We start from the raw sequence: 21005 nt of genomic DNA, 5'->3' as shown, positions 1-21005 counted from the left end.
AGCCCGAGCAAGGGGACACTCGTGGAAGGCGAGCCATGTCCACAGGTTTGATCATCACACTGATCGTGGCGGCGGTCGTCGTCCTCGCACTCGCCCTGTTCCTCGTCAGGAGCGGCAAGGGCCCGCACTCCGTGAAGCGGCGGTTCGGACCCGAGTACGAGCGGACCGTGGCCCAGCACGGCGGGGACCGCAAGGCCGCCGAACGGGAGCTGCGGGAGCGGCTCCAGCGCCACGGCGAGCTGCGGACGAAGCCGCTGACCCCGGACGAGCGCGAGGAGTACGCGGCCCAGTGGGCCGCCGTGCAGGAGCGGTTCGTCGACGCGCCGGTGGAGGCGGTCGTCGCGGCCGACCGGCTGCTGAGCAGGCTGGCCGAGGCGCGCGGCTTCCCGGGCGACGGGTACGACGAGCAGGTCTCCGCGCTCTCCGTGCACCACCCGCGGCGCGTCCAGGGCTACCGCGAGGTGCACGCCGTGGCCGTGCTGGCCCGTGAGGGCCAGGCCGACACCGAGCGGCTGCGCGAGGCGCTGGTCCACGCCCGCGCCCTGTACGAGGACCTGATGGCGGAGACCGCGCACGACTCCCGCGGCGGCGGGGGCCGCCGCGGGCACGACCACGACCGCGACCACGCACACACCGGCGGCGGCGCCGGATCGCGGGACCACGGCCGGCTCTCCGAGCGGCTGCACGTCCCCGGGGCGCTGCGCCGCCACGACACCTCCGGGGGCAGGGCATGACGACCGGCCGACAGACCCACCAGACCCGGCAGACCCCTCTGGCGGACCGCGCCGGTCGGCCCGAGTGGACGGACGAGGCGCCTCCGGCGGACCGGGTGGACCGGGCCGACCGGACGGGCCGGATTGACCGGACCGACGGCCACGGCCCGTCGTCCCCCACCGCCGACCGGTCGCTCCGGAAGGAGACGGGCGGCGCGGGGACGCACCAGGACCACGGCCCCGAGAGCCCGAGGAGCCCGGGAAGCCCGGGGAGCCAGGGGTTCCTGACGCCCGAGGAGCGCGAGCGGTTCGGCCGGCGGCTGCACGACGCGGTGACGGGCTTCGTCGACGATCCGCGGCGCTCGGTGACGGAGGCGGACGCCGTGTTCGAGGAGGTCTCCCACCGCATCACCGAACTCCTGGCCGAACGCCACCGCGGGCTCCGCGAGCCCTGGCAGGGCGAGGACGCGGCGGAGCGGACGGAGGACCTGCGCAAGGCGCTGCGGCGGTACCGCGACGCGGCCGACCAGCTCCTGCGGTTGTGACCCGGACGCGGTCGCCGCCGTGTACCGCCGCCGTGTACCGCGCCGCCGTATACCGGGGACACAAAGGGACGCATGAGGACACAGCGCCGCGAACGCACCGGCCGGCCGTGCCGCGGCCGCACCCGGGAGCGGGACGGGGCACGATGGGGCCATGAGCATCGTGAAGATCAACGCCCTGACCGTCCCCTCCGAGCAGCGGGAGGAACTCGAGAAGCGGTTCGCCTCCCGGGCGGGGGTGGTGGAGTCCTCGGACGGTTTCGAATGGTTCGAGCTGCTGCGTCCGCTGGAGGGGACCGACCGGTACCTCGTGTACACCCGCTGGCGTGACGAGGCCGCCTTCCAGGCGTGGATGTCGGGCCCGATGAAGTCCGCGCACCAGGGCGGCGGCAGCGGCGGGGGCCGTCCGGGCGGCGGCGCGGGCCGGGGCCCGGCGGCGTCGGACTCCACCGTGTGGACCTTCGAGGTCGTCCAGCAGTCCGGTCCGAAGCCCGGGACGGACGCGGCGGAGGCCTGAGCCCGGGCGTCCGGTCCCGCCCGGGGCCGGGCGCCCGGCTCCCCGGGGGCGGGTCCCCGCCGTCCCGTGGAGGGCGCCGGGATCCGCCGCCGAACCGGTCAGGGCCGGTCAGGCCCGGCCCGCGGCCCGGCGGGCGGCCCCGCCCCCGTCGCTCCCGCGCGGGCACTCGGCCTCCGAGCCGCCCGTCTCCGCGCTGAGCTCGTGGACGAGTTCGGTCAGGTCGGCGGGGCGGTCGGGCGTCCACCAGTCGCCCAGCAACTCGGCCAGGCACTCCTCGCGGGCGTCCGCCAGCCGCTCGGCCACCGGCCGCCCCCGCCCGGTGAGGACCAGCGGCAGCCCCTCGCGCACGGCCAGGCCGCGCTCCTCGAGCTGGCGGGCCGCCTCCGTGATCACCTCCAGCGGCACGGAGTGGCGGTCGGACAGCAGGGCGGGCTCGACGGAGCCGTGGCGCCGGATGCGCAGCAGCATCCAGCAGGACGCGGGCCTGAGGTCCACCCCGGCCCGCTCGGCGACGCGCCGGTACAGGTCGCGCTGCCCCTGGCGGGTGGTCAGCAGCGACATCGTGCGGGCGACCTCCTCGCGGGAGGAGCGCTCCACGGGGTTGGGCGGGATGACCTCGCTGCCGTCCGGGGTCCGGACGCTGTCGCGCAGGGGCTCCTCGCGCAGGAACCAGGAGAGGACGAAGGCCGCCAGCACCACGGGCACCGCCCACAGGAAGACGCCCGTGACGGAGTCGGCGTACGCGCCCAGGACGTCGGCCCGGACGTCCGCGGGGAGCCGGTCGACGGCCCGCGGGTCGGCCTCCAGGCCCTCCGGGTCGACGCCGGGCGGCAGCGGCGTGCCGCGCAGGGCGTCGGCCAGCCGGTCGCCGAGGGTGGCCGCGAAGACCGCGCCGAAGACGGAGACGCCGACCGAGGCCCCGATGGAGCGGAAGAAGGTGGCCCCGGAGGTGGCGACGCCCAGGTTCCGGTACGGCACGGCGTTCTGCACGGCGAGGATCAGCACCTGCATCACCAGGCCCAGGCCCAGGCCGAAGACCAGGAAGGCGCCGGACATCCGCCAGGTGGAGCTGGTCTCGTCGAGGCCGTGGAGCAGCAGCAGGCCGATCGCGGTGACGGCCGTGCCGGTGACGGGGAAGACCTTCCAGCGGCCGGTGCGGCTGACGATCTGCCCGGAGCCGGTGGAGGAGACCAGCACGCCGAGCACCATCGGCAGCATGTGCACGCCGGACATGGTCGGCGAGATCCCGTGGACGACCTGGAGGAAGGTCGGCAGGTAGGTCATCGATCCGAACAGCGCGAAGCCGACAATGAAGCCGATGACCGAGCAGATGGCGAAGGTGCGGTTGCGGAACAGTTCCGGCGGCAGCACGGGTTCGGCGGCCCGCCGCTCGACGGCGGTGAAGGCGTACAGCAGCACCGCGCCGAGCACGGTCAGACCGACGACCGGGCCCGACCCCCACTCCCAGGTGGTGCCGCCCAGCGAGGTGACCAGCACGACGCAGGTGGCGACGGAGGCGATCAGCAGGGTGCCGAGGTAGTCGATGCGGTGCTTCTCGCGGTGGGCCGGGATGTGCAGGGCGGCCGCGACGACGGCGAGGGCGACCGCCCCGACGGGCAGGTTGACGTAGAAGACCCAGCGCCAGCTCAGGTGCTGGGTGAACAACCCGCCGATGAGGGGTCCCAGCACGCTGGCGGCGCCGAAGACCGCGCCGAACACCCCCTGGTAGCGGCCCCGGTCGCGGGGCGGGACGATGTCGCCGACGATCGCCATCGACAGCACCATCAGTCCGCCGCCGCCCAGCCCCTGCACGGCGCGGAAGGCGATCAGCTGGCCCATGTCCTGCGCGAGGCCGCACAGCGCCGAGCCGAGCAGGAAGACGGCGATGGCGCCCTGGTAGAGGCGCTTGCGTCCGTACTGGTCGCCGAGCTTGCCCCACAGCGGGGTCGCGGCGGTGGAGGCCAGGAGGTAGGCGGTGACCACCCAGGAGAGGTGGTCCAGGCCGCCCAGCTCGCTGACGATCGTCGGAAGGGCGGTGGCGACGATCGTCTGGTCCAGCGCGGCGAGCAGCATGCCCAGCAGCAGGGCGCCGATCGCCAGCAGGACGGTGCGCCGCGGCCGTTCGGCGTCCGGCTCGGCGGGCGGGGCGCCGGCGGCCGGTGCGGGCTGCGCCATGGTCACCTCCTCTGCCGCGCACGGGCCCGCCGTCGCGGCCCGTGGTGGGTTCCGTCGGGGGCGGGTGCCCAGCCGGGGGCGCGTCAAGCGGGCGCGCCGGGGACCGTGCGGCCCCGGACGGTGTGACCGGTGGGTACGGAGTGAGGTGGGGGCATCCAGTAACCTCTGTGGCATTTCTGAGGGAGGGGAGCTCACCGTGGCGGAAACGCCCATCTGCCCCATATGCCAGAGGCCCGCGGACGACTCCGGCCGGGCGAGCTGCCGGTGCGCCGAGGTGGAGGTGCTGCCGCGGCCGGTGACGCAGCCGGACCAGGGGCCGGACCCGGCCGATCTGGCGATGTTCCCCGACGGGTTCCGCCGGGCGGACGGCGACACGGCTCCCCTGCCGCCCGTGACCGGCCACCGGGCCCCGCGCCGCCGCGTCGGACGCGGCATGGCGCTGGCCGTGGGCGGCACCGCGGTGGCCGTGGTGGGCTCCGGCGTGCTCGTGGCCGGGCTGTTCACGCAGGGGAACGACCCCTTCGACGAGGCCCGCTTCGGCGACCGGGGCGGCGCCCCGACCGCCGTCGTGCCCACCGACGACCCGGGCGGCGAGTCGGCGGACGCCGAACCCAGCGGCTCCGCGTCGCCCTCGTCCTCCCCCTCTCCCTCGTCCTCCCCCTCCGCGTCCGCGAGCCCGTCGCGCAGCAGCGCCCCGTCCCCCTCCGCTACCCCCGCCGGCACCGCCGGGGCGCCCACGAGCGCCGCACCGCCCCCGCCCCCCTCCCCCACCGCCCCGAGCGGGGGCGACCAGGGCGGCGACGGCCGGGACGGCGACGACGGCGAGGGCTGGGACGGCGACCGGGACGGCGACGGCGATCGGGACGGCGACGGCCAGCCGCGCACCCTGCGCGAGGGCGACTCGGGCCCGGAGGTCGTCGAGCTGCAGTACCGGCTGGCCGCGGTGGGCACCTACGACGCCCGGAAGCACGGCGTGGACGGCGTGTACGACGGCGAGGTCACCAGCGGGGTGGCCACGTTCCAGGTCTGGTACGGGGTGCGGGGCGACCCGGAGGGCGTGTACGGCCCGCACACCCGCCGCGCGCTGGAACGGGCCACTCAGAGACGTTGACCCCCGGTGGGGGTGGCGCGAAGGCGGAGCTCTTTGTATCGTAGAGGAACAAAGTGGCTCCGCCCGTTCCCCGTGCCTGACGACGGGGGCCCCTGACCCGGCGGGCGGGCCACTCTGTCCCGCCCTCCCTCACCCCTGGAGCCGCCGCCATGCCGTCGGACACCCCGGACGCCCCGGACACCTCCGCCGCCTCGCTGACGGCCCGCGCGCTGCTGCTGGACATGGACGGCACCCTGGTCAACTCCGACGCCGCCGTCGAGCGCGTCTGGCGCGGCTGGGCCGCCGAGCACGGCCTGGACGGGGACGAGGTCATGAAGGTGGTGCACGGCCGGCAGGGCTACGCCACGATGGCCGAGCTGCTGCCCGACCGCCCGATGGAGGTCAACCACGCCGAGAACCGGCGCCTGCTCGCCCAGGAGACCGCCGACACCGAGGGCGTCGTGCCGGTGCCGGGCGCCGCGGCCTTCCTCGCGGCGATCGAGGACCTTCCCCACGCGCTGGTGACCTCCGCGAGCGTCCCCCTGGCCACCGCCCGGATGACCGCGGCGGGCCTGCGGATGCCGCGGGTGCGGATCACCGCCGAGTCGGTCGGCGCCAGCAAGCCGCACCCGGAGGGCTTCCTGAAAGCCGCGGCCGAACTGGGCTTCGCGCCGGAGGACTGCGTGGTCTTCGAGGACTCCGAGGCCGGTGTCGCGGCGGGCCGCGCGGCCGGCATGCGGGTGGTCGGCGTCGGCCCCCGCGCGGCGGCCCTCGGCCCCACCGTCCACGTGCCGACGCTGGAACGGATACGCGTCGAGCCCGCCCCCGGCGGCGCCCTGCACCTGCGCGTGGCGCCCGGGGCCGACTGAGCCGCGCCGCCCCTCCCAAGACGCACGCCCCCCGTCCGGAACCTCCTCCCCGCCGGTTCCGGACGGGGGGCGTGGCCGCTTCCGGGGGCGCCCCGGAAGCGGCCGGCGGGCGGAGCGGCCGGGGCGCCGGTCAGCCGGTGATCGCCTCGTAGAAGCTGAGGGCGGAGAGCACCAGCATCACGCACGCGGCGATCCGGGAGATCAGGCGCAGGGGGACGCGGCGCATCAGCGCGCGCCCGCCCAGGATGCCGATGGCCGCGACCGACCACAGGGCGAGCACCGCGCCGAGGGCGACCGAGAGCGGGTTGTCGTAGCGGGCGGCGAGGTTGGCCGTCATGATCTGGGTGAGGTCGCCGAACTCGGCGACCAGGATCAGCATGAAGCCGCTGCCCGCCACCTTCCAGAAGGACTGGTCGGAGGGCCTGCGGACCTCCTCGTCCCCGTCGTCCTTCCGCAGCAGCAGCATCAGCGCGCCCGCCAGGAACAGCGCGCCGGTGATCCCCTGCACCAGTTGCTGCGGCAGCAGGGTCAGCACGCTGCCGGCCGCGACGGCCAGCGCGACGTGCAGGGTGAAGGCGGCGGCGACGCCGGCGAAGACGTACGAGGCGCGGTAGCGGGTGCCGAGGACCAGCCCGGCGAGCGCCGTCTTGTCGGGCAGTTCGGCGAGGAAGACGACGCCGAAGGTCACGGCGGCGGCGGTGATGCTGAACACGTGGAAGGATCCCTCGTCGGTCGGGCCGCCCTGCCGGGAGCCCGCGGGAGCGAGCACGCTTCGGCACGGCAGCGTCGTGGGCGGCTTCCGTGAAGCCCGGGACACTGCGGCCGAAGGTCTCGCTGGCACGGTGCGCGAGCACCGGCTCCGGGCGCCGGGCCTGCCGTACGGGTACGGCGCGGCCAGTATGTCGACGGTCCGGCGAAGAGCTACTCCCCTTCAGACGCCGACCAGCCTACGCGATCCCCCGCACGTCCCCGCTCCCGCCGCCGCGGTGCGGCAGCCCGCCGCGGCAGGCCCCGGCACCGCCGTGACCAGCGCGAAGACCGGTACGGCGACCGCTCCCGCCCGGCGGTGCGCCCCACCGGCGGTGTGACCGGCGCCACGATCGGCACCACGGCCGGCGCCACGACCGGCGCCACGATCGGCACCGCGGCCGGGCCCGCTCCGGGCCGAAACCGGGGCCGGGGCCGGAGCCCGGGCCGGCGGGCCGGCGCGGCTGCCGGCCGCTCCCGCACGGCGGCTCCGGCGCGGGGCGGCGGAGCCGCACGCGGGCCCGGCGCCTCGAACGCGGCGATCAGTCGGGGCGGCGGTCTTGATCTGACGTGCTCATGTCGCCATCCTGTCACCTGGCGCCAACCGGGAGGAAACCTTTCGGCGCCACTCTGACGGCGTTCCTTCCACCCGCTTTCCGTCCGCCTCCTCACCCGGCTTCCCCCCCATCACCAGGGAGTTCGTATGCACGGCATGCGCCTGCCCGCTCCGCGGCGCGGCTTCTACGCGCGTCGATCCACCACTCTCGGCGCGCTCCTCGCCCTCTGCGCCGGTCTGCTGTTCCTCAGCGCCCCCACCGCCCAGGCCGCTCCCCCCACCCCGCCGAGCGCCTCCACCGCCCGCTCCTACCTCGCCTCCCTGACGGTGCGCGGCGAGGGCTCCTCCGACGGCTACAGCCGCGACAAGTTCCCGCACTGGATCACCCAGAGCGGCACCTGCAACACCCGCGAGGTCGTCCTCAAGCGCGACGGCAGCGGTGTGGTGCAGGACGGCAGCTGCGCGGCCACCAGCGGCAGCTGGTACTCCCCCTACGACGGCGCCACCTGGTACGCCGCCTCCGACGTGGACATCGACCACGTCGTTCCGCTGGCCGAGGCGTGGCGCTCGGGCGCGAGCTCCTGGACCACCTCCAAGCGCCAGTCGTTCGCCAACGACCTGGGCATCGCCCAGCTGATCGCCGTCACCGACAACGTCAACCAGGCCAAGGGCGACAAGGACCCCGCGGAGTGGATGCCGCCGCGCTCCGCCTACCACTGCACCTACGCCCGGATGTGGGTCTGGGTGAAGCACAGCTACGGCCTGTCCGTGGACTCCGCCGAGAAGAGCAGGCTGAGCAGCGTGCTGAACGGCTGCTGAGCGGACGCGCTCCGGGTCCGGAAACTCCCGGCCCTCCCCCGTCGTTCCCGTGTGGACAGACCGACCGGAACCGACGGAGGGAGGGCCGTTCCATGACCGCGCTGCGCCTGGGTCCCCTGCTGCGGTACGCCGACGCCGACTCGGCGACCGTCTGGGTCGAGACCGACCGCCCCTGCGAGGCCGAGGTGCGCTGCGGCGGCGGCCCGGACGGCGGGCCGGAGGAGATCCGCGCCGCCGCCCGCACCTGGCGGGTCGCCGGGCACCACTACGCCCTGGTGCCCGTCACCGGGCTGCGCCCCGGCACCGAGACGCCCTACCGCGTCCTGCTGGACGGCGAGCAGGTCTGGCCGCTGCCCGACTCGCCCTTCCCGCCCAGCACCATCCGCACCCTGCCGCCGGAGGGCGCCCCCGGCGGCACCGCCGGGGACACCCGTGACATCGGAGACACCCGGGACACCGGGGACACCTGGCAGAGCAGCCCGCTGCGCGTCGCCTTCGGCTCCTGCCGCTGGGCCGCGCGCCCCTCCGCCTCCGCGCACGGCGCGATCGGCCCCGACGCCCTCGACGCCCTGGCCCGCCAGGTCCTGGCGGGCGCGGCCGAGCGCCCCGACGTCCTGCTCCTGCTGGGCGACCAGGTGTACGCGGACGAGACCTCCGAGGCGATCCGCCGCAGGATCGCCGCCCGCCGCGACCTCGCGGAGCCGCCCCGGGGGCAGGTGGCGGACTACGAGGAGTACACCTGGCTGTACGAGGAGTCCTGGCTGGACCCCCGCGTGCGCTGGCTGCTGTCCACCGTCCCCAGCTGCATGATCTTCGACGACCACGACCTGATCGACGACTGGAACACCAGCGAGGCCTGGCAGCGCGAGATCCGCGCCACCTCCTGGTGGCGCGAGCGCGTCCTGGGCGGGCTCACCTCGTACTGGGTCCACCAGCACCTGGGCAACCTCTCCCCCGCCGAGCTGGCCGCCGACGGGCTGTACGCGGCCGTGCGGGAGACGGACGGCGACGCCGCCGGGCTGCTGCGCGCGTTCGCCGAGCGCGCCGACGCCGACCCGGCCGCCGCCCGCTGGAGCTACCGCCGCGACCTGGGCCGCACCCGGCTGCTGATGGTGGACACCCGCGCCGCCCGCGTCCTGCCCGAGCGGGAGCGGGCGATGCTCGACGAGGGCGAGACGCGCTGGCTGCGCGAGCAGATCATGGACGGGCGCGGTTCGTACGACCACCTCCTCGTCGGCTCCTCCCTGCCCTGGCTGCTGCCGCCCGCCGTGCACGAGGCGGAGGCGTGGAGCAGCGCGCTGTGCCGCGGCGAGCGCGGGCCGCGCTGGGCGCGGCTGGGGGAGAGAGTGCGGCAGGCGGCCGACCTGGAGCACTGGGCGGCCTTCCCGGAGTCGTTCGGCGAGCTGGCCGGGCTGCTGGCCGAGGCGGGCCGGGGCGAGGAGGCCCCGGCGACGGTGCTGGTGCTCTCCGGCGACGTGCACCACGCGTACACCGCCGAGCCCCGCTTCGCACCGCCGACCCGGGCGCATGTGGCGCAGCTGACCTGCTCGCCGATGCACAACAGCGTCCCGGCCGCCCTGCGCTGGGGCTTCCGCTTCGGCTGGAGCCGCACCGGGCGGCTGCTGGGCCGGGCACTGGCGCGGCACGGGCGGACGGGGCGACCGCCCGTGGAGTGGCGCAGGACGGGCGGCCCGTGGTTCGGCAACCAGCTGATGACGCTCACCCTGCGCGGGCGCCGCGCCCGGTTGCGGCTGGACCGGGCGCGGGCCCTCGACGGCCGCGGCGACGCGGACGGCGGAGCGGCCCTGGAGAAGGTCCTCGACAGGGAGCTCGGCCGGTCGCCGCGGCCGGATCCGACCGGCCCCGCCGCCTAGGGGGCCACCGGGTCGAACGGCACGGTCACGCAGGCCACCCGCCTGCCCGCGTCCCCGGTGTGCCCGGGATCGTGCCGCGTGCGGTGCTCGTGGATCACCACGGACCGCGCCTCTCCGGCGCGGAAGCGCCACATGTGGCCGGACAGCGCCCTGCCCTTGCCGTGCTCGTCGGTCGTGAAGTCCAGCCACACCTCGTTCTCGGGGTTGGCGTGGCGGGGGTCGGCCGACGGGCTCCGGGGATCGCGGACGTTCTGGTAGTGCGCGCCGGAGTCCCCGGGGCGGACGCCGCACGGCCCGGTGTGGACGTGCGCCCCGTAGCCGCGCTTCTCCGGCAGTCCGCGCACGTCGAGCGTGATCGTCATGCCCCGCCGGCTGTTGACCTGGGACACCGAGACCGGGGCTCCGACGGGGACGAGGGCCCGGTCGTACGTCACGGCGGGCGGCACGGCGGACTTCCCGGGCGGGGCGAACTCGGCGCCGACCCGCGCCACACGGCGCCTCCCCCCGGTCCCGAAGCCGCCGGCGCCGTCGCCGCCGACCGGCTCGACGGCCTCGGCGGCCCCGGCGGCCCCGGTGGGGCCGGCGGGTTCGGCCGCCCCCGCGGTGCCCGCCGGTCCCGCCGCGGTCAGCAGCGCCACCGCCGTCGTCAGCACCGCCGCCATCACCGTGCTCCCCGGCTTCCTGCCTCCCGGCATGTCAGCCCCTCCTGCTCGGTTCGTCGTGCTCGTTCCCGTTCGGGCGCCCATGCTCCGTCAGATTCCTCCGCGGCGGGGCGGGACGGCGGGCCGCGGCACCCCAACTGATCCTCACGGGCGACGCGGGCGTACGCTGATCGGCGGTAGGCGCCCCGCGGACGGGGCCGCACCGGGGGAGTGAACGTGCAGGAAACACTGGGGGAGTTGATCTACGCCCCCTGGATCTACGTGCTCATAGCGCTGTCCGTGCTGCTCGACGTCTTCCTCCCCTTCCTGCCCAGCGGCGTCATCGTGATCGCCGCGGCGACCGCCGCCGCGGGCACGACGGCCGCGAGCACGGCCGCCGGCGCGGCCGCGATCACCGCGCCGGCCGCCGGCGCCCCCCTTCCCGAGATCTGCACGCTGGTGCTCTGCGCGGCCGTGGCGTCGGTCCTGGGCGATCTCGCGGTGTACCGGCTGGCCCGGCACGGCAGCGCCCGTTTCACCCGGGCCGTCGCCCGCTCGCGGCGGCTGTCCGGGGCCCAGAAACGGCTCGGGCGGGCGCTGGCGCGCGGCGGAGGCCCCCTGGTCGTCCTGGCCCGGTTCGCCCCGGGCGGGCGCTCGGTGATGAGCCTGGCGGCGGGCGCGGCGCAGCGGCGCACCAGGGAGTTCCTGCCGTGGTCGGCCCTGGCGGGCCTGGCCTGGGCGGTGTACAGCGCCGGCATCGGCTACGTCGGCGGGCAGTGGCTCGGGGCGACGTGGCTGGGGGCGGCGGTTCCGGTGCTCGCCCTCTTCGGCGCGGGCGCCCTGGCGGCCTGTCTGGTGCGGCGCGGGCCCGCCTCCCGGGCGCGGGCGTCCTGACCGCGCTCCCCGTGTCGGCGGGCAGGGCACCACCTGCCCCCTCCTGGCCCGGAGTTCGCAGGCACCGCCTGCCATCGGGCCCCCGCGCGCGGGACGGGGTGGACCCGGTGCCCGCTGCGCTCGCCGCCGGGCCGGAAGCGGCGGATCGTCGGCTACGCACCCGGGGCCGCTCCCGTCACGCCCCCGCCCCGCCGCGCCGCCCCGCCGGAACGTGTCCGGCGGTGCGCGGGCGGGGCGGGAGCCGGGCGGGGCTCAGGGCTTGCGGGCGACGCCCGCGTAGAGGGACACCTCGGCGTCGGAGGCGTCCGCCAGGGGCTGGTCCGGCTCCGGCCTCCAGCGGTGCGGCACGGTGAGGCCGGGGTCGACGAACTCCAGTCCGTCGAAGAACCGCAGGATCTCCTCGCGTGTCCGGGCCTTGGCCGAGGCGGCGGAGCCGGACATGGAGAGGCTGCTCAGGCGCTCCCAGGTCTCGGGGTCGAGATCGGGGGTGCAGTGGGTGAGGGTGAGGTAGCTGCCCGACGGCAGCGCGTCGACCAGGCGCGCGACGATCTCGTGCGGCCCGCTGTCGTCGCCGATGTAGTGGAGCAGCGCGTTGAGGGAGAGCCCGACCGGCCGGCTCATGTCCAGGGCCTCGCGCAGCTCGGGGTGGTTCAGGAGCGACTCGGGGTCGGTCGCGTCCGCGTGCAGGTACACGGTGCGGCCCTCGGGCGTGCTGCGCAGCAGCGCCTGCGCGTAGCGCAGCACGATGGGGTCGTTGTCGGCGTAGACGACCCGCGCCTCGGGTGCGATGGCCTGGACGACCTGGTGCAGGTTGGGCTCGGTGGGTATGCCCGTGCCGATGTCCAGGAACTGCCGGATGCCCGCCTCGCGCACCAGCCACCGGGACGCCCGGTGCATGAAGGCGCGGTTGACACGGGCGCCGGTGCGCACGCCGGGCCAGAAGGAGATGACCGCCTCCGCGCCCTGGATGTCGGCCTCGTAGTTGGTCTTGCCTCCGAGGAAGTAGTCGTACATGCGCGCCGAGTGCGGTCTGCTGGTGTCGATGTCGTCGGCGGAGAAGCCCTGGGCGGTCATCTGGTCTCCCGTGGGGGGTGGTCGCGGTCGAGGAGGGGCTGGTTCAGGCGAGCAGGAAGTCGGCTTCCCCGAGCTTGGCGCCCCGGATGAAGGACTCGATCTCCTGGTAGGTGTAGATCAGGGCAGGACCGTCGGGGTCGCTGGACTGCCGCAGGGCCACCCGGCCGTCGCCGAGCTTCATCGCTTCCACGCAGTTGCCGCCGTTGGTGCCGCTCCACGGCTTGTGCCAGCCCTCGGTCCCGAGCTCCCTGGCCGGCATCCCGTTGTAAATGTGACCCATCGGTCAGAACTCCTTGCGAATGTCACCGAGGAACTCCTCGGTGTGTCGTACTGATACGGCCTGCGCACCCATGCGGTCCAACACCTCCAGGTAGGCGGCCGTGTCGGGGCGCTCGTCCAGATAGACGGCGCCGGTGAGGCTCTCGGTGTAGACGATGTCCGGCAGTTCCGGTATGTCGAACCGGAACAACTGGAAGGGCCCGAACATGCCCGGGTGCGGGCCCGCGTCGAACGTCAGGACCTGGAGGGTGACGTTCGGCAGCTCGATCGCCTCCAGGAGCCTGTCGATCTGCGCCCGCATGACCTCCGGACCCCCGACGGGCCTGCGCAGGACCGTTTCGTCCATCACGACCCACAGGTGCGGGGCGCCGGTCCCGGCGAGGAGCGGCTGCCGGCCCATGCGCAGCGCGACCCGGCGCTCGAGTTCCTCGTCGGGCGCGCAGGGGAAGCCGGTGCGCAGCAGGGCGCGGGCGTAGTCCTCGGTCTGGAGCAGGCCGGGGACGCAGTGGGGTTCGTAGCCGCGGATGACGCTCGCGGAGCCCTCCAGACTGACGTACAGGCCGAACCAGTCGGGCAGTACGTCACGGAACCGGTGCCACCATCCCGGTTTGCGGGACTCCTCCACCAGCGCCAGGAAGGAGTCGATCTCCGGCCGTTCGACCCCGTAGGTCTCCAGCAGCTTCTCCACGAACAGCGGTTTCAGGCCGACTTCGGCCTTCTCCATCCGCCGTACCGTCGCGGCGTTGACGCTGAGCGCGGCGGCGGCCTCCTCGAGGGAGCATCCGGCGCGTTCCCGCAGGTCGCGGAGGCGCAGCCCCAGCACGATCCGCCCGACGGTCGCCACGTTCCCTCCCTCTGAACCCCTGGTCGGAAAGAGAGTCTGACACACCGTCGATGACGTACGCAGCCTGCCTCGAATATTCTGCAATTTGCAAGACGCCTCTTGCCTTCTGCCTACCGCAGCGAGGATAGTGAGGGGCCCCGCAGGCAGACGGACGGAAAGGTGGACGGCCGTGGCGTTCCCGCTAGGCACGATGACGCTCCCGAGCGCGGTCGGCGTGTGCCCTGACCTGCGCCAGGAGACCTTCGAACTCCCGGCCCAGTCCGTCTCCGTGGCCGACGCCCGCAACCGGGCCTTCGAGCGCCTGCGCCAGTGGGGCCTCGCTCCGGAGGCCTGCCACACGGCACGGCTGGTGGTCTCCGAACTGTTCACCAACGCCGTACTGCACACGGACAGCGACCGGATCGGCTGCCTGCTGTACGTCGCCGACGACCAGATACGCATCGAGGTGCGCGACCAGGGCAGCTACGCCAGCACCCCGGTCCTGTGCTTCCCCGGGGCCGACGAGGAGCGCGGCCGCGGACTCCAGCTGATCGAATCGCTCACACAGGCCTGGGGGGTGGAGTCCGCAGGACTCGGACTGGGCCACATCGTGTGGGCCGTCATCCGGCCCTGAGCCGTCCGGTGCCGGATGACCGCAACGGCCCGGGTTCCGTCCCGGCGAGGGGATGGAACCCGGGCCGAAGAACAGGGACCGGGTCCGAGCCGCGTGGGGGCGGCTCGGGCCCTCCCGTTCACCCGGCGTCGCGCACGGCGCCGGCGCACCTTCCCGGAATTCGTGCCGGAGCCCGTGCCGGAACTCGTGCCGGAGAGGGGACCCTCAGGCCGCGGTACGGGCTGGACGGGAACCACCGGGTGAACACGTCCCGCCACGGGTGCCGGAGCGCCGCCGTCTCCCGGTCGGCGCTCCGCCCGGACCCGACGATCGCCGGGTCCGGGCCCTCGTGCACCGGGGGGACGCGCGCCCTGCGCCCGACCACGCCGAACTCCCCCTCCTCCACCACCCGGTACCGCATGCCGACGCCCCCTTGAACGGCGAGCCGGAAGGACATCGGCGGCTGGGGGTGCGGGGCCGCGCCCGTCCGCCCGGCCTCACCGGGCCCGACGCCGCGCGCGGCGCGGAACGCGCGGGCGAACGCCTCACCCGGGCCGTGGTCGTAATCGCAGCCGTAGCCGCAGCCGCAGCGCACCGCGACGTCGAGCGGCGTCCGCTCCCCCGACAGCCCCATGCCGGCCGGCGCGGGGGCCAGCCGCCGGAGGCGGTGCTCCGGCCTGAGGGCGATCCGCGCCAGTCCGGCCGTGTCGGTCGGCTGGTCGGGGTTCCGCCCGATGTGCTCCGCGGCCCGGTCGAGCCGCTCCAGCACTCCCGGGCCCCTTCCTCCCCTTCCCCTGCCGTCCGCGCCGGAGGGAGGACCCGTCCCCGGCCCCGGCCTCCCGTGTCCGGCGTCATCGGTCCGCCCGGCCCCGGCGGCGGTCCGGCCGCCCGGTCAGTCCCGCCCGCCCGGCCGGCCCCGCTCCACCGCCTCCCGCGCGGCGTCCAGCGCCAGGTGCCACGGGTACTCCTCCGGCCGGCCCTGCCCCGGCGGGTTCGGCACGAAGCCGCCGGGGCCGTACAGCACCCGCACGCCCTCCCCGCGCAGGGTCTCCACCGAGCGCTCGAACTGCGGGTGCCGGGCGTAGGTGGAGTTCAGGCACGGCATCACCACCAGCGGGATGCGCTTGCCCATCGCCTCCGCCGCGAAGCCCACGACGAACGTCGAAGTGATCCCCAGCGCACAGGAGTTGACCGTGTGCAGGGTCGCCGGCGCCACCACCACGACGTCCGTCCTGGGCCACGTCTCCGGCTGGCCGTAGGACCGGTAGGCGCTGCGCACCGGGTGACCGGTCAGCTCCTCCAGCTCCGGCAGCCGGTCCTCCAGCCACTCCCGCGCGCTCGGCGTCAACCCCAGGCACACGTCCCACCCCCGCGCCTGCGCGTCGCGGATCGCGCGGTCGACGTATACGACGGGCGGGGAGGCGCAACCGAAGAGGTACATGACTCGGTTCCTCATGCTTCGCAGTTCACCACACCCGATCAGTGCGAACTCGCTGGGACGGACGGCGGGTCGCGGGTACCGTTCAGATGCCGCGAGGAACGGAGGGACCCGGTATGCCCGCACCCGACGACGAGCACATCGGTAACCGGATCGCCGCTCAGCGGAAGCGCGCCGGTCTCACGCAGCAGGGGCTCGCCCAGCGCATCCCCTACTCCTACAGCCTCCTGCGCCATGTCGAGAGCGGCCACAAGAGCGCCTCCCCGCAGTTCGTGGCCGCCGTCGCCAGGGCCCTGCGCACCGACGTCGCCACCCTGACCGGGCAGCCCGCGCACTCGCCCCGGCCCGACCGCGTCGGCGGCCTGGTCCGGCCCATCCGCGAGGCGCTCGACCTGTACGACCTGCCGACCGACCCCCACGTCCCCACCGCCCCGGTGCCCGAACTGGTCACGGCGGCCGACGCGCTGTGCCGCGACGTGCGGGGGGCGCGGCTGTACCAGGCGGCCGCGGAACTGCCGGGCCTCCTGACGGACCTGACCGTCTCCTGCCGCGAGCGCCCGGGCACCGAGGTGTGGCGGGCCCTGGCGTCGGCGTACCGCAGCGCGCACGACGTGACGACGAAGCTGGGCCGCTACGACCTGGCCGTCGTGGCGCTCGACCGGATGGGCTGGGCCGCCGAGCACGCCGGCGACCCGGTGCTCGGCGCGATCCGCCAGTACAAGCGGGCCCTGTCCTACCGCAGCCGGGACGCCGAGCACCGCATCGGCCTGCGCATGGTGGCCGCCGGGCACGAACTGCTGCGCCAGGCCGGGGAGAGCACGGAGAGCCTCGCGGTGGCCGGGCAGCTCCACCTGGGCGCGGCGGTGATCGCGGCCCGCGCGGGCGACGGGGCGGCGGTGGAGTCCCACCTCGCGCGGGCCGGGGAGATCGCCCGGCGCACGGGCGAGGTGGGGACGGTGCACTGGCTGTCCTTCGGCCCCGCGAACGTCGGGGCGCACGAGGTGTTCGCCCGGCTGGAACTGCGCCAGTACGACGAGGCGCTGAGCGCGGCGCGCGCCGTCCGCCCGCCGCGCGGCTGGGCGGCGTCGCGGCGGGCCGCCCTGCTGGTGGACCGGGCCCGCGCGGAGATGGAGACCGGCCGGATCGAGGCGGCGCTCGCCTCGCTGGCGAAGGCCCGCGAACTGGCGCCCCAGCAGACCCGCTTCCACCCCCGGGTGCGGGAGACGGTGCGGGGTCTGTTGAACCTGCGGCGCAGGTCGCCGGACACGCTGACGCGGATGGCCGCGTGGATCGGGGTGTGAGGGCCCGGGAAGGGGGGCGGCGAGGGGGTGGGGCGCGTATGCCGGGTGAGGTGTCACCCGGCACCTGTCATGTGTCACCTGTCACCGAAGAGTGACAGTTGAGGGGTGGTCCCGGGGCCACGCTGTGTCCGTAAGCGACCATGACGAAGCCCGGGGGCTCTCGTGCAGACGACACCCGACGCCACACCACCCGCAGCCCCGCCCGTGACCGGTGACCCGCTCGGCGCGGCCGGCCTGGAGGAGACCGACCCGACGATCGGCCCGGCGGACGCGGCCGGGCTGGTGGACGCGGCCGCCGTCCAGCACGCCATCGCCCTGGCCCTGGCCCACGGCAGCGCGCCGCCGAGCCGCGAGGAACTGGTCGAGCTGGACGCCCTGTTGCGCGGCCACATCCGGTTACTGCTGCCGATCGCGCGGGCACGCGCCGCCGTCCTGCGCCCGAGCACCGCCGAGTGGCTGCGCTACCGCGCCCGGCTGGACTGGATCACCAACCAGGTCGGACGGGGGCTGGGGGACGGGCTGCCGTCCGCCCGGCAGCAGGTCAGGTCCCTCGCGCACGACTGCCGTTGGCTGCTGCGGCAGACCCCCGAGTGGAACAGGAAGGCGACACCGTGACCATCACCCCCCACTCCGCCCCGGACGGCCGTACGGCCTCCGCGCCGCCGGCCGTCGACGGCCGCCCGCCGACCGGCTGGCTGGACGCCACCGGCCGCGTGCCCGCCGTGCTGGCCGCCTGGGACCACGGCGCGCTGGGCGAGGTCCCCGCCGGGATCGCCTGGGACGTCGTCCGCATCCCGCTGCCCCTCGCCCGGGAGACGGTCCGCGGGCTGCGGGCGGCGCGGGCCCCGCTCGGCCCCGTGCTCTCCACCCCCCTCGGCGCGGACTTCGTCGTCGCCCCCGGCTCGGCGGACGGCTGGGAGGTCACCGGCATGTCCGTGCTGGGGCGCGGCACGCTGGTGCTGCTGCCGCACCCGGACGCCGTCGAGCCGCACCGGGTCGGCAACCGCGGCTGGATCGTCGCCCCGACGGACCGGGCGCTGACGTGGGGGCCGGACCTGCGGGACGCCTACGCCGGGGCCCGTGCCGCCGCGGCCGCCCGTGCCGCCGCCGAAGCCGCCGGAACAGCCGCCCACCCCGCCGAAGCCGCCGAAGCCGCCGGAACCGAGGCCGCGAAAACCCCGAGGTGAGCGGGATCCTGGCCCGTACGCCCCGCTGAACCGGCTCCCCGGCCGCGCCGATGACGCATGGGAGCCGGTGACCCGGATAGGCGTACGGAGTGAGCGATTACCAGGAGAGAGGCGTTCCGGCCGAGGCCGACGCGACCCGGCCCGCGCCGCCACGCGCACCCGTGGCGCCGCGGGCGCGGACGCTGACACCCCAGCCGCTGGAGCCGCGGCGGGACAGCGAGGGCAGCCTCGCCCACGTGGTGGAGACCCTCCTCGACAAGGGGCTGGTGCTCAACGCGGACATCATGGTGTCCGTTGCCGGTGTCGAACTCCTCGGCATCCGGCTGCGGGCGGCACTGGCCTCCTTCGAGACCGCCGCGCGGTACGGGCTGGAGTTCCCCTCCGGCACCGACGTGGAGACGGCCGCCTGGCGCGAGGCCCGCGAGGAGAGGGATTCCTGCCCGGAGTGCGGAAAGCGTTCGCCGGTGCACCAGTTGCTGGAGGACATGTGCCCCTGGTGCGGGTGGCGCAGCGCCCGGGCACGGCTGGCGGAGAGCGGCGCCGCCCCGCGCGCCCTGCCGGAGTCCGGCGGCGCCGGGGACGGTTCCGCGCGGCGGTCCGAGTCGGCGGACGCCCGCGAGCGCCCGCGCGAGCACGAGCCCGCCGGCGCCGGGGGAACCGGGCGCGCCGAGGAGGACGACGGCCGTGACGGCTGAGCGTCCGCCCATGAGGCCCACCAGGGACCCGCGGGTGACGCTGGACGACCTGGTCGAGGTGCTGCTGAACAAGGGCGCCGTCCTGCACCTGGACCTGATCGTCTCGGTGGCCGACATCCCGCTGGTCGGCGTCAGTCTGCGCGCCGCGATCGCGGGCATGGAGACCATGCTGAAGTACGGCATGATGCGCCAGTGGGACGAGGACACCCGCGCCTGGGTCGAGCGCTCCACCGCGCGGCGCGACCTGGAACTGCGCGCCGGGGAGCGGCACGTGGCCCACATGCACGGCGGCCATCTGCTGGAGGACGGCTTCCAGACCACCTGGCGCCCGGGCACCGTCCACCTCACCGACCGGCGGCTCGTCGTACAGCGCCGTGAGCCGCGCGAGGTGCTGTGGGAGACGGAGCTGGCCGCGGTGCGCGCGGTGCGGCCGGAGACCGAGCGGACCGTCGGGGGTGAACTGCGCACCAGACTGCGCGTCGTCCTCGACGGCGGCGAGGAGGCGCTGCTGTCCTCCGCCGAGCCGGAGAAGCTGCGCGCCCTGCTGGCGAGTACGTGCCCGGGGCCGCTGGAGACGTCTCCCTCCCACCCGGCGGTGGAGGGGGACGACGGCGGCCGGGCGGTCTTCGAGGGCCACCTCTGGTACCACGAACCACGCCGGGGCGGCCCCCTGTGGCGCGGCGGTCAGGGCCGGCTCACCGCGGACGGGCTGGTGTGGAAGTCGCCGTTGGACGCCCGTCCCGCCCTGGTCCTGCCCGCCGACGACATCGCCGCGGTCCGGACCGTGCCGGCGCGCGCGCCGGCCGGCGGGGGAACCGTGGTCGCCGTGGAGACGGCCTCGCAGGGGACGGTGACGCTCGCGGCCGACGAACCGCGGCGCTGGGCCGAGTCCCTGGGCTCGCTGCTCGGCGCGCCGCCCCTGCCCTCGGCGTGACGCGCGCGGACGGCGATCCCGGAATGCAGCAGGTGGGAGGAGAAGGACATGGCCATCACAGTCGACGAGAAGAGCCTCAAGCAGGGGGTGCTGTCCCTGGTCGTCACCCTGGTCGAGGTGATCCAGGAGGCCCTGGAGCGGCAGGCGCTGCGCCGGATGAACGGCGGCGACCTGACCGAGGAGGAGCTCGAGCGCCTGGGCGACGCCCTGCTGGAGCTGGACGAGGCGATCGAGGAGATCAAGTCGGACCACGGCATCACCGACTCCGTCGCGGACCTGCACCGGGGCCTGGACGAGGTCGTGGACGACGTCGTGGACAAGCTGGTCAACCCCGGCCGCTGGGCCGAGGAGGCGCGGCGGTGACGGAACGGGCCCTGTACGTGTACGCGGTGGTGCCCGACCGGCCGGGCGCCGCCGACGGCGTCACCGGCGTCGACGGGCGCCCCCTGCGCCTGCTGACCGCGCCGGGCACGGGTCTGGCCGCCCTGGTGCACGACGCGGACCCGGTCCCCTACCAGGGCCCGGACGAGGACGTGCGGCGCTGGGTGGCCGAACAGGACCGGGCGGTGGTGGAGGTGTGGGAGCGCACCGGCGCGCTCCTGCCGATGACCTTCAACGTCCTGGTCGCGCCCGACACCTCCCCCGGGGACCCCCGCGACGCCGAGGACCGCCTGCGCGACTGGATCGCCTCCCGCGCCGCCGGGCTCCGCTCCCGGCTGGAGGCCCTGGCCGGACGGGCGGAGCTGCGGGTGGAGATCACGGTGGACCGCACGGCCGGCGCGCGGGACGACGAGCGCGCCCGCGCGCTGGAGGCGGAGATGGAGAACCGCTCCCCGGGACTGCGCCGCCTGCTGGCCAAGCAGTTGGAGCAGATCCGCCGGGAGTCCTCCGAGCGCCTGGCCGACGTCCTCCACGCGGACGTGCGCCGCAGGCTGCTGGCCGTGACCGAGGACCTGCGGGAGCGGTCGCGGACCGTGCGCGACCCGGGCGAGGTGGACGTCCTCTCGGCGGCCCTGCTGGTGCCCACCCGGGACATCGAGGCGGTGGGCGCGGTGCTGGCGGCCGTCCGGGAGGAGCGGCCCGCCGCCCGCATCCGCTTCCTCGGGCCCTGGCCGCCGTACACCTTCGCCGACCTCCCCGAGGGCCCCCGCGATCCCGCACCGGCGCAGGCGTACGGCGGTCAGGGCCTGCCTGGCGGGTCGTGACGGCTCCTGGGCGCGGGAG

At 75.5% G+C, this 21005-nt stretch carries 24 protein-coding genes; 16 read left to right on the top strand and 8 right to left on the bottom strand.

Annotated features, from left to right (window positions below; translation table 11 throughout):
• Positions 1 to 35: 35 nt before the first annotated feature.
• The 3 genes from QC029_RS06235 (at position 36) to QC029_RS06225 (ending at position 1772) form a co-directional block, all read left to right on the top strand.
• Positions 36 to 734, top strand: coding sequence for a hypothetical protein (locus QC029_RS06235; protein ID WP_279554393.1), 699 nt, complete (start codon positions 36 to 38; stop codon positions 732 to 734).
• Positions 731 to 1258 carry a hypothetical protein gene (locus QC029_RS06230; protein ID WP_279554392.1) on the top strand — a complete coding sequence of 176 codons (528 nt, stop codon included), beginning with the start codon at positions 731 to 733 and terminating at the stop codon, positions 1256 to 1258. The genes QC029_RS06235 and QC029_RS06230 overlap by 4 nt, the downstream gene beginning before the upstream one ends.
• 151 nt (positions 1259 to 1409) lie before the next feature.
• A complete protein-coding gene (locus tag QC029_RS06225; protein ID WP_279554391.1) occupies positions 1410 to 1772 on the top strand; it encodes an antibiotic biosynthesis monooxygenase in 363 nt (120 codons plus the stop codon).
• A gap of 108 nt (positions 1773 to 1880) precedes the next feature.
• Here QC029_RS06225 and QC029_RS06220 read toward each other — a convergent pair whose 3' ends face one another.
• The gene (locus tag QC029_RS06220) at positions 1881 to 3947 is read right to left on the bottom strand and encodes an MDR family MFS transporter (protein ID WP_279554390.1); all 2067 of its coding nucleotides are present in this window, start codon (positions 3945 to 3947) and stop codon (positions 1881 to 1883) included.
• Between the two features lie 196 nt (positions 3948 to 4143).
• Between QC029_RS06220 and QC029_RS06215 the strand changes: the two genes are divergently transcribed.
• The gene (locus tag QC029_RS06215) at positions 4144 to 5058 is read left to right on the top strand and encodes a peptidoglycan-binding protein (protein ID WP_279554389.1); all 915 of its coding nucleotides are present in this window, start codon (positions 4144 to 4146) and stop codon (positions 5056 to 5058) included.
• A 149-nt stretch (positions 5059 to 5207) separates the two neighbouring features.
• Complete coding sequence (locus tag QC029_RS06210) at positions 5208 to 5906, top strand: HAD-IA family hydrolase (RefSeq protein WP_279554388.1); 699 nt, start codon at positions 5208 to 5210, stop codon at positions 5904 to 5906.
• A gap of 130 nt (positions 5907 to 6036) precedes the next feature.
• Here QC029_RS06210 and QC029_RS06205 read toward each other — a convergent pair whose 3' ends face one another.
• On the bottom strand, positions 6037 to 6618 hold the full coding sequence (locus tag QC029_RS06205) for a TMEM165/GDT1 family protein (protein ID WP_279554387.1): 582 nt from the start codon (positions 6616 to 6618) through the stop codon (positions 6037 to 6039).
• 747 nt (positions 6619 to 7365) lie between these two features.
• Between QC029_RS06205 and QC029_RS06200 the strand changes: the two genes are divergently transcribed.
• Both QC029_RS06200 and QC029_RS06195 read left to right on the top strand, forming a co-directional pair.
• The gene (locus tag QC029_RS06200) at positions 7366 to 8028 is read left to right on the top strand and encodes an HNH endonuclease family protein (protein WP_279554489.1); all 663 of its coding nucleotides are present in this window, start codon (positions 7366 to 7368) and stop codon (positions 8026 to 8028) included.
• A gap of 92 nt (positions 8029 to 8120) precedes the next feature.
• Positions 8121 to 9902 carry an alkaline phosphatase D family protein gene (locus tag QC029_RS06195; protein WP_279554386.1) on the top strand — a complete coding sequence of 594 codons (1782 nt, stop codon included), beginning with the start codon at positions 8121 to 8123 and terminating at the stop codon, positions 9900 to 9902.
• Here the strand turns inward: QC029_RS06195 and QC029_RS06190 are convergent.
• The gene (locus tag QC029_RS06190) at positions 9899 to 10597 is read right to left on the bottom strand and encodes a superoxide dismutase family protein (protein WP_279554385.1); all 699 of its coding nucleotides are present in this window, start codon (positions 10595 to 10597) and stop codon (positions 9899 to 9901) included. The two genes, QC029_RS06195 and QC029_RS06190, sit on opposite strands and share 4 nt — an antisense overlap.
• A 183-nt stretch (positions 10598 to 10780) precedes the next feature.
• Between QC029_RS06190 and QC029_RS06185 the strand changes: the two genes are divergently transcribed.
• The gene (locus QC029_RS06185) at positions 10781 to 11437 is read left to right on the top strand and encodes a DedA family protein (RefSeq protein WP_279554384.1); all 657 of its coding nucleotides are present in this window, start codon (positions 10781 to 10783) and stop codon (positions 11435 to 11437) included.
• Between the two features lie 252 nt (positions 11438 to 11689).
• On the opposite strand, the gene QC029_RS06180 is transcribed toward QC029_RS06185, so the two are convergent.
• Genes QC029_RS06180 through QC029_RS06170 form a run of 3 tightly spaced genes read right to left on the bottom strand, consistent with a single transcriptional unit; the run spans position 11690 to position 13634 of the window.
• Positions 11690 to 12511, bottom strand: coding sequence for an SAM-dependent methyltransferase (locus QC029_RS06180; RefSeq protein WP_279554383.1), 822 nt, complete (start codon positions 12509 to 12511; stop codon positions 11690 to 11692).
• A gap of 43 nt (positions 12512 to 12554) precedes the next feature.
• Positions 12555 to 12791 carry a DUF397 domain-containing protein gene (locus QC029_RS06175; protein WP_279554382.1) on the bottom strand — a complete coding sequence of 79 codons (237 nt, stop codon included), beginning with the start codon at positions 12789 to 12791 and terminating at the stop codon, positions 12555 to 12557.
• A 3-nt stretch (positions 12792 to 12794) separates the two neighbouring features.
• The gene (locus QC029_RS06170; protein WP_279554381.1) at positions 12795 to 13634 is read right to left on the bottom strand and encodes a helix-turn-helix transcriptional regulator; all 840 of its coding nucleotides are present in this window, start codon (positions 13632 to 13634) and stop codon (positions 12795 to 12797) included.
• A 169-nt stretch (positions 13635 to 13803) separates the two neighbouring features.
• On the opposite strand from QC029_RS06170, the gene QC029_RS06165 reads away from it, so the two are divergent.
• On the top strand, positions 13804 to 14247 hold the full coding sequence (locus tag QC029_RS06165) for an anti-sigma regulatory factor (protein ID WP_279554380.1): 444 nt from the start codon (positions 13804 to 13806) through the stop codon (positions 14245 to 14247).
• Between the two features lie 118 nt (positions 14248 to 14365).
• Here the strand turns inward: QC029_RS06165 and QC029_RS06160 are convergent, their stop codons facing one another.
• Positions 14366 to 14995 (bottom strand): hypothetical protein, encoded by a 630-nt coding sequence (locus QC029_RS06160; RefSeq protein WP_279554379.1) that lies wholly within the window; start codon positions 14993 to 14995, stop codon positions 14366 to 14368.
• 123 nt (positions 14996 to 15118) lie between these two features.
• Positions 15119 to 15682, bottom strand: coding sequence for a flavoprotein (locus QC029_RS06155; protein ID WP_279554378.1), 564 nt, complete (start codon positions 15680 to 15682; stop codon positions 15119 to 15121).
• Between the two features lie 98 nt (positions 15683 to 15780).
• Here QC029_RS06155 and QC029_RS06150 point away from each other — a divergent pair, with 98 nt between their 5' ends.
• The 7 genes from QC029_RS06150 to QC029_RS06120 all read left to right on the top strand — a co-directional run bounded on the left by QC029_RS06150 (position 15781) and on the right by QC029_RS06120 (position 20986).
• Positions 15781 to 16965 carry a helix-turn-helix transcriptional regulator gene (locus tag QC029_RS06150; protein ID WP_279554377.1) on the top strand — a complete coding sequence of 395 codons (1185 nt, stop codon included), beginning with the start codon at positions 15781 to 15783 and terminating at the stop codon, positions 16963 to 16965.
• Positions 16966 to 17169: 204 nt separating this feature from the next.
• Entirely contained in the window at positions 17170 to 17580 is a 411-nt protein-coding gene (locus tag QC029_RS06145; RefSeq protein WP_279554376.1) for a DUF6415 family natural product biosynthesis protein, read from the top strand.
• Complete coding sequence (locus tag QC029_RS06140) at positions 17577 to 18152, top strand: hypothetical protein (RefSeq protein ID WP_279554375.1); 576 nt, start codon at positions 17577 to 17579, stop codon at positions 18150 to 18152. Before QC029_RS06145 ends, QC029_RS06140 begins: the two co-directional genes overlap by 4 nt.
• Before the next feature lie 89 nt (positions 18153 to 18241).
• Positions 18242 to 18847: a gas vesicle protein gene (locus QC029_RS06135; protein ID WP_279554374.1), complete on the top strand. Its 606-nt coding sequence runs from the start codon at positions 18242 to 18244 to the stop codon at positions 18845 to 18847.
• Positions 18848 to 18857: 10 nt separating this feature from the next.
• Entirely contained in the window at positions 18858 to 19781 is a 924-nt protein-coding gene (locus QC029_RS06130) for a gas vesicle protein (protein ID WP_279554373.1), read from the top strand.
• A gap of 48 nt (positions 19782 to 19829) precedes the next feature.
• Positions 19830 to 20144 carry a gas vesicle protein K gene (locus QC029_RS06125; RefSeq protein ID WP_279554372.1) on the top strand — a complete coding sequence of 105 codons (315 nt, stop codon included), beginning with the start codon at positions 19830 to 19832 and terminating at the stop codon, positions 20142 to 20144.
• Positions 20141 to 20986: a GvpL/GvpF family gas vesicle protein gene (locus QC029_RS06120; RefSeq protein ID WP_279554371.1), complete on the top strand. Its 846-nt coding sequence runs from the start codon at positions 20141 to 20143 to the stop codon at positions 20984 to 20986. Before QC029_RS06125 ends, QC029_RS06120 begins: the two co-directional genes overlap by 4 nt.
• Positions 20987 to 21005 lie beyond the last annotated feature (19 nt).

Origin of the sequence: Streptomyces sp. DH37, assembly GCF_029813835.1 — a bacterium.
GTDB lineage: Bacteria > Actinomycetota > Actinomycetes > Streptomycetales > Streptomycetaceae > Streptomyces.
The sequence above is the reverse complement of the archived record's forward strand: the minus strand, read 5'-3'. Positions and strand labels throughout refer to the sequence as shown.